Source organism: Streptosporangiales bacterium, assembly GCA_009379955.1.
GTDB lineage: Bacteria > Actinomycetota > Actinomycetes > Streptosporangiales > WHST01 > WHST01.
Window position 1 is genome coordinate 1 of sequence record WHST01000054.1, and the last position, 11,695, is coordinate 11,695.

General features: G+C 73.2%; 12 protein-coding genes. 4 read left to right on the plus strand and 8 right to left on the minus strand.

Features of this window, described 5'->3' with window-relative positions:
• On the plus strand, nucleotides 1-852 hold an 852-nt coding region (locus tag GEV10_16825; GenBank protein ID MQA80120.1), incomplete at its 5' end, for a DUF222 domain-containing protein.
• A 48-nt stretch (nucleotides 853-900) separates the two neighbouring features.
• On the opposite strand, the gene GEV10_16830 is transcribed toward GEV10_16825, so the two are convergent.
• From GEV10_16830 to GEV10_16855, 6 genes are all read right to left on the minus strand, one after another.
• Nucleotides 901-2,025, minus strand: coding sequence for a glycosyltransferase (locus tag GEV10_16830; protein ID MQA80121.1), 1,125 nt, complete (start codon nucleotides 2,023-2,025; stop codon nucleotides 901-903).
• Nucleotides 2,026-2,055: 30 nt separating this feature from the next.
• On the minus strand, nucleotides 2,056-3,405 hold the full coding sequence (locus GEV10_16835) for a hypothetical protein (GenBank protein MQA80122.1): 1,350 nt from the start codon (nucleotides 3,403-3,405) through the stop codon (nucleotides 2,056-2,058).
• Nucleotides 3,406-3,481: 76 nt separating this feature from the next.
• Nucleotides 3,482-4,180 carry a hypothetical protein gene (locus tag GEV10_16840; GenBank protein MQA80123.1) on the minus strand — a complete coding sequence of 233 codons (699 nt, stop codon included), beginning with the start codon at nucleotides 4,178-4,180 and terminating at the stop codon, nucleotides 3,482-3,484.
• Nucleotides 4,181-4,996: 816 nt separating this feature from the next.
• The gene (locus tag GEV10_16845; protein ID MQA80124.1) at nucleotides 4,997-5,224 is read right to left on the minus strand and encodes a hypothetical protein; all 228 of its coding nucleotides are present in this window, start codon (nucleotides 5,222-5,224) and stop codon (nucleotides 4,997-4,999) included.
• 95 nt (nucleotides 5,225-5,319) lie between these two features.
• The gene (locus GEV10_16850) at nucleotides 5,320-6,597 is read right to left on the minus strand and encodes an RNA-binding protein (GenBank protein ID MQA80125.1); all 1,278 of its coding nucleotides are present in this window, start codon (nucleotides 6,595-6,597) and stop codon (nucleotides 5,320-5,322) included.
• Nucleotides 6,598-6,600: 3 nt separating this feature from the next.
• Nucleotides 6,601-6,876 carry a hypothetical protein gene (locus GEV10_16855; protein ID MQA80126.1) on the minus strand — a complete coding sequence of 92 codons (276 nt, stop codon included), beginning with the start codon at nucleotides 6,874-6,876 and terminating at the stop codon, nucleotides 6,601-6,603.
• Between the two features lie 150 nt (nucleotides 6,877-7,026).
• On the opposite strand from GEV10_16855, the gene GEV10_16860 reads away from it, so the two are divergent.
• Both GEV10_16860 and GEV10_16865 read left to right on the plus strand, forming a co-directional pair.
• Nucleotides 7,027-8,820 (plus strand): DEDD exonuclease domain-containing protein, encoded by a 1,794-nt coding sequence (locus GEV10_16860; GenBank protein MQA80127.1) that lies wholly within the window; start codon nucleotides 7,027-7,029, stop codon nucleotides 8,818-8,820.
• Nucleotides 8,821-8,833: 13 nt separating this feature from the next.
• On the plus strand, nucleotides 8,834-9,121 hold the full coding sequence (locus GEV10_16865; protein ID MQA80128.1) for an Lrp/AsnC family transcriptional regulator: 288 nt from the start codon (nucleotides 8,834-8,836) through the stop codon (nucleotides 9,119-9,121).
• 16 nt (nucleotides 9,122-9,137) lie between these two features.
• Here GEV10_16865 and trpD read toward each other — a convergent pair whose 3' ends face one another.
• Complete coding sequence (trpD, locus tag GEV10_16870) at nucleotides 9,138-10,187, minus strand: anthranilate phosphoribosyltransferase (GenBank protein ID MQA80129.1); 1,050 nt, start codon at nucleotides 10,185-10,187, stop codon at nucleotides 9,138-9,140.
• Nucleotide 10,188: 1 nt separating this feature from the next.
• A complete protein-coding gene (locus GEV10_16875) occupies nucleotides 10,189-10,647 on the minus strand; it encodes a hypothetical protein (protein MQA80130.1) in 459 nt (152 codons plus the stop codon).
• A gap of 102 nt (nucleotides 10,648-10,749) precedes the next feature.
• Between GEV10_16875 and GEV10_16880 the strand changes: the two genes are divergently transcribed.
• Nucleotides 10,750-11,469: a heme-copper oxidase subunit III gene (locus GEV10_16880; protein ID MQA80131.1), complete on the plus strand. Its 720-nt coding sequence runs from the start codon at nucleotides 10,750-10,752 to the stop codon at nucleotides 11,467-11,469.
• The last annotated feature ends 226 nt before the right edge of the window (nucleotides 11,470-11,695 follow it).

Here is an 11,695-nt window from a genome sequence, read left to right on the forward strand (position 1 = left end):
CCCGACCTACCCGTCGGACAGTTCCGCGGCCGCATCAACCACGCCATCGCCAAGTTCGACCCCACCGGCGCGGAAGAACACAAGGACCGCGCCTTCGAGGACCGGACCCTGTGGCACCGGCCCGACCCCGGCGAGACCGGGGTCCTCGTCCTACGTGGACCCGCGGAACAGACCACCAAGGTATTCAACCTGGTCGACGACCTCGCCCACCAGCAGATCCCCGGCGATGACCGGACCCTGGACCAGCGCAGGTTCGACGCCTTCGTCGACCTCGTCCTCGACGACCACGTCCGGCGGAACGTCACCACTCTTGTGGAGGTGACCGTCCCGGTCGACACCCTGCAGGGTGGTTCGAACCCGGCCGAGCTGCGCGGCTACGGACCCGTCTCCGCGTCCACCGCCCGAGCGCTCATCACTGGCGAGCGGGTCTCGTGGCGGCGGCTCGCGTACGACCGGGACACCGGGGTGCTCGCCGCCGTCGGGGACAAGACCTACCGCGCCGGAGACCTCGCCGGGCTCCTGGCCGCGCCGGTCGAGGCACCGCTGCCCGCCGAACCGCGATACACGCCCAGTGCCCGGCTCGCCAGGTTCATCAAGGCGCGGGACGTGACCTGCCGGTTCCCCGGCTGCACCCGCAAGGCCCGTCGGACCGAGCTCGACCACACTGTCCCCTGGGCCAAGGATGGGCCCACCGCCGCCGCGAACCTGCACTGCCTCTGCAAACGGCACCACCGGATGAAAGACGAGAACACCGGCTGGTCCCTGAAGGCCCACCCCGACGGATCCGTCACCTGGACCTCACCCACCCGACGGACCTACACCCAACATCCCCATGATTACGGCGACACCTGACTAGCGAAGGTCAGTTGTCCTACGAGCGGGCTCACATCGCCGGAGAGGTCACGTCGGGGAGAGCAGGGTGCGCAGGCGCTCCGCCACGGTGTCCCAGCGCCACTCGCGCTCGATCCAGGCGCGGCCGCGCCTGCCCATCTCCGCGGCCGCGACCGGGTCGCGGAGCAGCTCGACGATCCGCTCGGTGACTCCGGCCGGCGAGTGGCCGTCGACGAGGTAGCCGGTGTCGCCGTGGCGCACCGCGTCGGCGGAGCCGCCGGAGTCGCCCGCGACGACGGGGAGCGCGCAGGCGGCCGCCTCGAGGAACACGATGCCGAGCGCCTCGACGTCCATGCCGGCGAGGCGGGTACGGCACGGCATCGCGAAGACGTCGCCCGCGTCGAAGTGCGCGGGCAGCTCCGCCCACGGCACCGAACCGGTGAACGTGACCGCGTCGTCGACGCCGAGTTCTCGCGCGAGCCGGGTGAGGCGCGCGCGCAGCGGGCCGCCGCCGACGAGCAGCAGCGCGGCGTCCGGCACGGCCCTGCGGATCTCCGGCCAGGCGCGGACCAGGGTGTCCTGGCCCTTGCGCGGCACCAGTCGCGACACGCAGACGACCACGGGCCGGTCGGTCAGGCCCCACCGCGCGCGGACCTCGACCCCTCCCGCGCCCGGACGGAACAGGGTGTCGTCGACGCCGGGTGCGAGCCGCACGAGCCGCGCCGCGGCGGCACGCGACAGGGCAGGGGCGATGCGTCGCCTGGTGTACTCGCCGACGTACGTGACGACGTCGACGTCGTCGCCGATCCTGCGCAGCAGGCTGCGCGCTCCCGGCAGCGACGCCCAGCCGGCCTCGTGCCCGTGGGTCAGCGCCACGGCGCGCCGCACTCCCGCGGCCCGCAGGCCGCGGGTGAGCAGCCCGAGCGGGGCGGCGGCGCCGTACAGCACCGAGTCGGCGCCGTGGGCGCGGACGAGCTCGCGTGCGCGCCCGGCGACCGCGGGGACGGGGAGCATCAGCGACGTGGGATGCCTGACGACCTCGAACCCCTGGTCCCGGTCGAACGCCTCCGCACCGCGCCACGCCGGCGCGTAGACGACCGGATCGTCGAGCCTGCCGCACAAGGCGTGCACGAACGCCTGGATCCCGCCGGGGCGGGGTGGGAAGTCGTTGGTGACGACGAGCGTCCTGGCCATCGGCTCAGCATGCCAGCCGCGGCATGCGGGTCAGTGGAGCCGGGCCTGGAGGTACGACCGCCAGCCGTGCAGGAACGCCGAGCGCGACACCTTCAGCGTCGACCTGAGCACCCGATCCTGGTCGGCCTTGCTCGTGCTCGGCTGGTCGGCCATCCCCCGGTAGACCGCCAGCAGCTTGTCCTCGCCGTAGCGGAACGCGATGTACCTCGCGGCGAGCCACGCGGCCTCGTACGCCTGGTCGACCCACTCGCCGCGGAAGTCCGCCTCCACCGGCAGGTCGTCCGGCAGGTCGCCGCGCCTCACCTCCGCCCCGAGCTCCTGGGCGATGCGGCGCGTCGACAGGCCGCTGTCCTTCCAGCCGACGTAGTCGGCCATGCCCTCGGAGACCCAGATCGGCACGGCGCCGAGCGAGCCGGTGGCGACGTGGGTGAGCTCGTGGGCCAGCACGACCTCGCGGCCCGTCGAGTCCATCTTCTGCCACGCCGTGGGGTTGACGACGACCCGCTCCCACCGCTGCATCGCGCCGGAGGCGTCGACGGCCGAGCCGCCGGTCGCGACGGCGGCGAGCGAGGCGATGTTCTCGGTGCCGGTCAGCTCGCCGGCGCCCGAGGTGTCGGGCGGGACGACGACGACCACGCCCCGCGCCCAGTCGCCGCGCCAGACGTCGTCGACGCGGGGGATGGCCGCGGCCGCCTGGTCGCGGATCTTCGCCAGCTCCTCGCGCGACCGGTCGACGCCGACGACGACCACGCGTCCGCTTCGCACGGAGAGAGTCCTGCCCAGATCCCACGGCTCGGTGTGCGTGTCCTTCGGGGTGATCGCGGTGATGCGCCAGCCGTTCGTCCGCTCGGCGACCTGGACCTGGTGGCTCACGACGGCGCGCTGGCCGGGCAGACCCGCGAACGTGTACGTCGTGTACACGACGTAGTCCCAGCTCTCCGCGCCCTTGGTGTCGTGTCGGTGCGCGCTCTTCGGGTCGATCGTGTACGTCCAGCTCGCGAGCGACGCGCCGCGGACGTTGTCGTAGAAGGTCCGCTGGTCGGCGAGCAGGGCCGTGGCGCTCTTGTCGATCGCGCCGACGAAGCCGGGCCGGTCGGCCCGCATCAGCGCCTTCGAGCGCGCGGCCAGCAGTTTCCGGACGTCGGACGCGGGACCGTGCGTGGACGACGCGCTCGAGCTGAGCGTGGCCGTCGCGCTCGGCAGCGTCGCGCGGTGACTCGGTGACGAGGCGTCCGCGGGGCCCCCGTTGCCGCCGCCGCAGGCCACCAACCCGGCCATCGAGACGGTGACGGCGACAGCGCGCACGGCCGCGCCACCGAGGCGCACCGGGTGCGCGAGGGTGGGAGCAGAACGTGAGCCCTCGCGGCGCCGGCACCTCATCGCGACGATGGTACGAGCAAGCCCCGGTCAGGCGTACCTCTCACCCGACCGGGGCTCGTTGTCGTCGCTCTCCGTGTCAGCCGGGTCGTACGGCGCCGGCGTAGTTGCTGCTGTAGTAGCTGTTGTTGATGCTCGCGTACGAGACGACCTTGCCGCTGCTCGGCGCGGCGATCATCTGGCCACTCCCCACGTAGAGGCCCACGTGGTGGATCGGGTTGCCGAAGAACACCAGGTCACCCGGTGCAAGCTGCGACTTGCTCACCTGCGGGCCGCTGCTGAACTGCGACCGCGAGGAGTGGGGCAGGGACACGCCGCCCCTGCGCCACGACGCCATGGTCAGCCCCGAGCAGTCGTACGAGCCGGGGCCCTCTGCGCCCCACTGGTACGGCTTGCCCAGCTGCTGCTCCGCGAACGCGATCGCGGCACCCGCCCGGCCGCTCGCCGGCGGCAGGTCGACGTCGGACCGGTCGCCGCGCGAGGCACTGTCATCGTTGCGACCCGCCGCTTCGAGGCGCTCGAGGAGCGTCTTCTGCTTCGCCAGCGTCGCGACGACCGTGGACCGCTTGTCCTTGATCCGCTTCGCGATCTTCTGCTGGTCCCTCAGCGCGGAGTCCGCCGCGGTGCGCTGGGCCGTGAGTATGCGGTTGGCCTGGCCGAACTTGGCGATCTGCCGGTGGTCCTGCGTCGAGAGCTGCTCGAGGCTGGCGGCCTTGTCGACGAAGTCCTGCGGGGTCTTCGCCGTGGCGAGCGCAGCGAGGTCGGAGGCGCCGCCCATGTACGCGGACGCGGCGAGCAGCGAGACGTTCCTGCGCAGCCGTTCGACCTCAGCCTGCTTCGTGGTCGCCTTCTTCTTCAGCGAGGCGACCTTGCGCTTGGCGTCGGCGAGGTGGACGCGGGCCTCGTCGTAGTCCTCGGTGACCTTGGAGACCGTCTCGCTCAGCGAGTCGACCTTCTTCTGCACCGTGTCGAGGTCTTCCTTCGGCTCCGCCATCGCGGCGCCCGGGGCGGCCACGGCGAGCGCCATCGCCGCGGCGATGGCGAGCAGGCGCACGGCGCCGGTTGTCCTGCGGGGGTCGGTCGCTGGTGATGCACGGTGGAGCAGGGCACGCACGATCCGTGCCGGTGAGTACCAGTGGTCGCGATCAGCCCAGACCCGGGGCGGTCCATGCCGTGTCGCCACAGGCGACTCCGCCTTCCTCTACGAGCCGCCTACCGGGTGAGCTGACGGGTTCGGGCTGGGAAGACGCCCGCGACGCGCGGACGCGTCGTTAACCCCATGGGGGAGGGTGGTTCCCCGGCTCCATCGTCGACCTCTGTTGGGGGCGTCGACGACGAACTCGGCGGGAGCGGGTCGCGCCGCCCGGGGCAGGCGGTCGGGGTACGACCTTGCTCGGATCCGCACTGTAGTAACCGTTCCGTGATGAAGTCAAAGAGACCCACCGGCCGCCGCGCACCTCACCCGAATTTCACCGTAAGTAACACCAACGGCCCCGACCTGGGATTATCTCCCGACCAATCGATCACAGATCGTGATGTGGGCCGCACGGGCGGTGAGTCGACGGGGTGCCGGTGTCGCTTCGTGGCGGCGGTCTCACGCGGTGCCGGCGGCGCGGCTCCCGCCGGGTGACCCGCCGGCCCGCGCGTCGCCGACGACGAGCCGCAGCGGCGGCACGAGCCCCGACTCGGCCAGCACCCCGAGCGCCGCCCGCTCTCCCTCGTCGATGTGGACGCTCCCGGGAGTCGAGCCGAGCAGGGCGGTCACCACGCAGTCGTCGCACCCGATGTCACGCATCTCGCAGCGGTCACAGTCGATCAACACGCGGGCCTCCTCCGGCAGTTCGTGGTCGTGTGAGCTGTCGGCAAGGACGCTAACGACCCCCACTGACAGAACCCCAGGTCGGCGCGTGGCCCGGCTCAGGGCAGGTGCTGCCCGAGGGTGTCCGCGGAGACCGGGACGGCGCCCGCCTGCCTGGCCGACGCGGCGACCTCGGCGTCGGAGGAGACCACGACGACGCGGCGGCCCCGCGGCTCGGCGCCGACCAGCTCGGCGATGACGTCGTCCGCGGTCACGCCGGCCGGGCTGAAGACCACGCGCACCCCGCGTGGCGCCTGGGTCGGCACCCGGCCGCCGAGGTCGGCGCCGTCGAAGACGCAGGTGACCTCGGCACGGGTCTGGGCGGCGACGATGCCGAGGCCGCCGAGCAGCCGGGCGCGCTGGTCGGCCAGGGCGAGGTCGGGCCAGTACGTCTTGGTCACGTTGTAGCCGTCGACGACGAGGTGCGCCTGCGGGGCGGCGAGGAGCCGGTCGAGGCGCCCCGGCTCGCCGGTCCGCTCGACCTCGACCCGTTCCGCGGCGGCGTACCTCGCCGCCACCGCGTCGGCCGGCCGGTCGCTGACCGACGGCAGGGCGAGCTCCCTGCGCAGCCCCTGCGCGGCGTCGACGAGCGCGTCGACGAGGACGGCGAGCCGGACGGTGTCGTCGGTACGCTCCGCCCGTCCCGCGCGCCGCGCGGACTCCAACTGCCCCTCGAGCTCGGTCGCCCGGGCGCGGAGCCGGCGCGTCTCGGCGTCGGCGGCCGCCACCGACGCGCGCGCCCCCTCCCGGTCCTTGTCGGCGCCGGCGCGCGCCTCCTCTGCGGTCCGCTCGGCGTCTCGCGTACGGGTGCGTTCCTCGTGGATGCGGGTGCGGAGCCGGCGCACCTCGGCCCGCAGGGCGTCGACCTGCGCGGTCAGCTGGACGATCTCGCGGTCCTTCTCCTCCTCGACCGCCGCCAGCCGCGCACGCAGGCGCTCGACCTCACCGTCGTCGTGACGTCGCCGCGCGTCGCGCTCCATCAGGTCGCCGGCGCCCGCCACGAGGTCCTCCCAGCCGGACGGGCGCAGCAGGTACGCGGCCGCGGCGACGTCGGCGGGGTCGACGGCGACCGGCGTCTCCCCCGCCTCGACCGCGGCCGCCAGGTCGGGGTCCGCGGCGCGCAGGGCGTCGGCCACGAGCGCGCGGAACGCCTCGTCGCGCTCCAGCGCCGCGGCGATCTGCGCGCCGGCGAGGCGTGCCCGGCGGCGCGGCTCGAACCGCGCGATCCGCCGCAGCGAGGCCGGCACGTCGTCGGGCGCGAGCGCGCCGAGCCGGTCCGCCGCGCGTTCGACCAGGCGGCGCCGTACCGGCTCGGGGAGCACCTCAGCCCGTCGCAGCCGTCATCGCGCGCCCTCCCCGGCGTCGGGTGCACGGACGGGCGTGTCGGTCGCCTCGGGACGCGGGACGAGCTCGATCTGGTCGGCCGAGCCGCACCAGCGGCACGCCACCCGCTCGATCGTGTCGGTGAGCACCCGGCGCTCCTCGACCCGCGCCTCGCCGGACAGGTCGGCGTGCAGGAACTCCTCGGTGCGGGACGTGCGCGTGACGTCGAACCTGGTCAGGTTGCCGCACTGCGCGCAACGCCACCGGGTGTCCGCCGTCGGCCAGCTGATCACCGCGCCACACTCCCTCTCCTCGTTCCATCCGGGCACCACGAGCCTACGGCGCGGCGATCGCGGGCACGCGGCGTGTTGTCACGGGTCCTGTCGGTGGCGCGACCTAACGTCCCACTCGTACCCCGAGATCGAACGCGCGTGAGGTGGACGATGCCGGCCGAGCGGCGAGGATCGGTGGCCACGCAGACCACCTTCGACGAGCTCGGCACGCCCCTGCGCGAGGTCACGTTCGTCATCGTCGACCTCGAGACCACCGGTGGCGCGCCGGCCGACGCCGGCATCACCGAGATCGGTGCGGTCAAGGTGCGCGGCGGTGAGGTGCTCGGCGAGTTCGCCTCCCTCGTCGACCCCGGCGAGGGCGTGCCGCCGTTCATCCAGGTGCTCACCGGCATCACCGACGCCATGGTCGCGGGCGCGCCCAGGCTCGCCGGTGTGCTGCCCGCGTTCCTGGAGTTCGCGCGGGGCGCCGTGCTCGTCGCCCACAACGCGCCGTACGACGTCGGGTTCCTGAAGGCCGCCTGCCACCTCAACGGTCGCGCGTGGCCGGGCTTCGCCACCGTCGACACCGCGCGGCTGGCGCACGGCCTCGTCACCCGCGACGAGGTGCCCAACTGCAAGCTGGCGACCCTCGCCCGCCACTTCAGGTCCGGCACCGTGCCCTGCCACCGCGCGCTGGCCGACGCGCGCGCCACCGTCGACGTCCTCCACGCCCTGCTCGAACGCCTCGGCCCGCTCGGCGTGCAGTCGCTCGAGGAGCTCACCACGTTCTCCTCGCGGGTGACCCAGGACCAGCGGCGCAAGCGGCACCTCGCCGAGCCGCTGCCGTCGGCGCCCGGCGTCTACGTGTTCACCGACGCCAGGGGCCGCACCCTCTACGTCGGCAAGAGCCGCGACGTCCGCACCCGCGTCCGCCAGTACTTCACCGCCGGCGAGATGCGCAAGCGCATGCGTGAGATGGTCGCGCTGGCCGAGGGTGTGACGGCGATCGAGTGCGCCACCCCGCTCGAGGCCGAGGTCCGCGAGCTGCGCCTCATCGCCGAGCGCAAGCCGCCGTACAACAGGCGGTCGAGGTTCCCCGAGCGGGCGTCGTGGCTGAAGCTCACGGTCGAGCCCTTCCCGCGGCTCTCGATCGCCAGGACCGTGCAGGACGACGACGCCACCTATCTCGGCCCCTACGGCTCCCGCCGCACCGCCGAGCACGTCATGTCCGCGCTGTACGAGGCGTTCCCGCTCCGGCAGTGCACGGCCAGGCTCAGCCCCCTGCGTCCGAGCCCGGCGTGCGTGCTGGCGGAGATGCACCGCTGTGGCGCGCCGTGCGACGGCCGGCAGTCGGTCGACGACTACGCGGTGGTGGCCGCCGCGGTCGGCGACGCGATGCGCGCCGACGTCCGTACGGTCGAGCACACCATCCGCGCCCGCATCGACGCCCTCTCCGCCCAGCAGCGCTACGAGGACGCCGCCGTGCACCGCGATCGGCTCGCGGCGTACGTCCGCTCCGCCGCGCGCACCCAGCGCCTCGTCGCGCTCACCGGCTGCCCGCAGATCGTCGCGGCGCAGCCCACGGGGCACGGCGGCTGGGAGCTGGCCGTCGTCAGGCACGGCCGGTTCGCCGGGGCGGCACGCGTACCGCCCCGGGCGCATCCCCGGCCGTACATCGACGCGCTCGTGACGTCCGCCGAGGTGGTGGTACCCGCGGTCGGGCCGACTCCCGCCGCGTCGGCGGAGGAGTCCGAGTGCGTGCTCCGCTGGCTCGAGACCACCGGCACCAGGCTCGTCGACGTCCAGGGCACCTGGGCGCTACCGGCGCAGAGCGCGATCGCGGCCAGGGTGCGCCTCGACCGCGCCGCCGCCGACGGCTCGGCCACCCTGCACGCCGTCGACGACACCCGCCCGCTCGCGACCCGCCACCAGCCGACGGCCACACTGGGTTCCTCTCAGCGCTGAAGGAGGTCCCGGCGTGATCACCGCGATCGTGCTCGTCCGCGCCGACGTCGCCCGCATCCCCGAGGTCGCCGAGCGGCTCGCCGAGCTGCCCCAGGTGAGCGAGGTCTACTCGGTCACCGGCGAGTTCGACCTCGTCGCCATGGTCCGGGTGCGCCACCACGACGACCTCGCCGACGCGATCCCCGGCGGGCTCAACAAGGTCGACGGCGTCATCCACACCGAGACCCACGTGGCGTTCCGCACGTACTCCAGGCACGACCTCGACGCCGCCTTCGCCCTCGGCTTCGACACCCCGGGCTGAGCCGGACCGACCAGGCTCAGGACACCGCGCGGCGCGTGGCCTCGGCCCAGCGCTCGAGGAGGTCGGTGGTGGCGCCCGAGTCGATCGCCTCGGCGGCAGTCGACACACCGGCCCGCAGCCGTCCCTCGAGGGGATCTGCCGACGGCTCGGCGACGGCCAGGGCCGCGGCGGCGTTGAGCAGCACGGTGTCGCGCACCGGGCCGCCCTTGCCGGCGAACACGTCGCGGGCGACGCCGGCGTTGAACGGCGGATCGCCGCCGGTCAGGTCGGCCGGCTCCGACCGGGGGAAGCCGATGTCGGCGGGATCGAACGTCGTGCGGTCGACCACACCCTCGTGCACGACGTAGACCGTCGACGTCGTGGTGGTGGTCAGCTCGTCGAGGCCGTCGTCGCCGCGGAACACCAGCGCCTCGCACCCGCGGTCGGCGAGCACGCCGGCCAGGATCGGGGCCATGCGCGCGTCGGAGACGCCGACGGCGTTGGCCGTGGCGTGCGCGGGGTTGGTGATCGGGCCGAGGAAGTTGAAGACGGTCGGGATGCCGAGCTCGCGTCGCGTCGTCGCGGCGTGCCGGAACCCCGGGTGGTAGAGCGGCGCGAAGCAGAAGCCGAGGCCGAGCTCCGCGATGATCGCGGCGTTGGCCTCCGGCGGCGGGTCGATGACGACGCCGAGCTGCTCCAGCAGGTCGGCCGCGCCGCACGCCGACGACGCCGCCCTGTTGCCGTGCTTGACGACCCTCGCCCCCGCGGACGCCGCCACGAGAGCACCCATGGTGGAGAGGTTGACGGTGTTCCTGCGGTCGCCGCCGGTGCCCACGAGGTCGACGACGTCGGCAGGCGCATCGAGCGGCGTGGCGTGGTCGAGCATCGCCGCGGCGAAGCCGGCGACCTCCTCGACCGTCTCGCCCTTGGTACGCAGGGCGACCACGAGCCCCGCGATCTGCGCCGGCGTGGCCCCGCCCGTCATCACCTCGTTCATCGCCCAGCGCGTGTCGGCGGCGCTGAGGGACTCCGCGGCGAGCAATCGGTTGAGCAGCGCGGGCCAGCTCGGCGCACCCGGCGACGTCATGTCAGTGGCCGGACGCGGGGAGCGGCGCGGGCGACGAGCCCTCGGTGAGCGTGGCGCCCAGCGCCCCACGCAGCAGGCGTGCCGCCTCGGCGGCGAGGCCCACCGGCTCGAGCGGGTAGGAGACGACCCCGTCGGCCTGCGACCAGTTGGCCAGCCAGGCGTCCTGGGCGCGGCCGATGAGGACGAGGATCGGCGGGCAGCGGAAGACCTCGTTCTTCGCGGCCCGGCACACGCCGAGACCGCCGGCGGGCGTCGCCTCGCCGTCGAGGACGGCGAGATCGATGCCGCCCGCGTCGAGCATCTTGCGGACGGCGGGCTCGGTCGCGGTCTCGAGGTACTCGACGCGCGGCAGGTCGGCCGCGGGACGCCGGCCGAGCGCGAGCTTGACCCGTTCCCTGATACTGGAGTCGTCGCTGTAGAGGAGCACGGTGCAACCGCCGGAGGCAGCCGGTACGGTCACCGTCGGCTCGGGTGCCGCCTCGGGCGTCGGGTCGTCGTCGCTCATGCCGCAGTCCTCGGGTGTCGATTCGGCGCGGACGGGTGTATGTACACCCCGCCTCGGATGCTACCGGGAGGCGTGCCGCCGTCACGTCGTGGTCTATCGGGGGGTCGCGCCGCCGAAGTCGGCAGCGAGCGCAATAATGCGTTCGTGGCCACCACCTCCGCACCGCGCAGGGCTCCTGCGCACTCGTCCCACCGACCCAACACGGTCAGCGTGGGCACCATCGTCTGGCTCGCGTCGGAGCTGATGTTCTTCGCGGCACTGTTCGCGATGTACTTCACGATCCGCTCGGTCAACCTCAGCCAGGGCAACGAGTGGCCGCCGATCCATCTCGACCTCCCCTACGCAGCCGTCAACACGCTGATCCTGGTGCTCTCCTCGGTGACCTGCCAGGCGGGCGTCTTCGCCGCGGAGAAGGGCAACGTCCGCGGCCTGCGGTTCTGGTTCCTCGTCACTCTCGCCATGGGGTTCGTGTTCGACGCCGGTCAGGCATACGAGTACACCAACCTCATCCTCGAGCAGGGCCTCACGTTCGGTGCGAGCGACCCGGCGGTGGGTGCGTACGCCTCGGTCTTCTACCTCACCACCGGCTTCCACGGGCTGCACGTCTTCGGCGGTCTCGTCGCCTTCGTGTTCATGCTGGGCCGCACCTACGCGGCCAAACGCTTCACGCACGAGCAGGCCGTGAGCGCGATCGTCGTGTCCTACTACTGGCACTTCGTCGACGTCGTGTGGATCGGGCTGTTCGCCACCATCTACCTGCTCCCCCTCATCCAGTGACACCCCAGGAGGCTGGTGTGAAACGTTGCTCTGCTACGCGGCGCCCAGGACGGCCATTGGCGGCGTTGTCGGAGCTCGCAAGTACGCCCAGTACGAGCTCGTCCTCCGCCACCGCAACTGACCGCCCTGAGCGCCGCTCGCGACGAGCACGCTTCACACCAACCTCCTAGCGCGTGAGGACGGCACCCGTGACGACGAGGAAGCGAGCGGTGACCACTCGCACCGG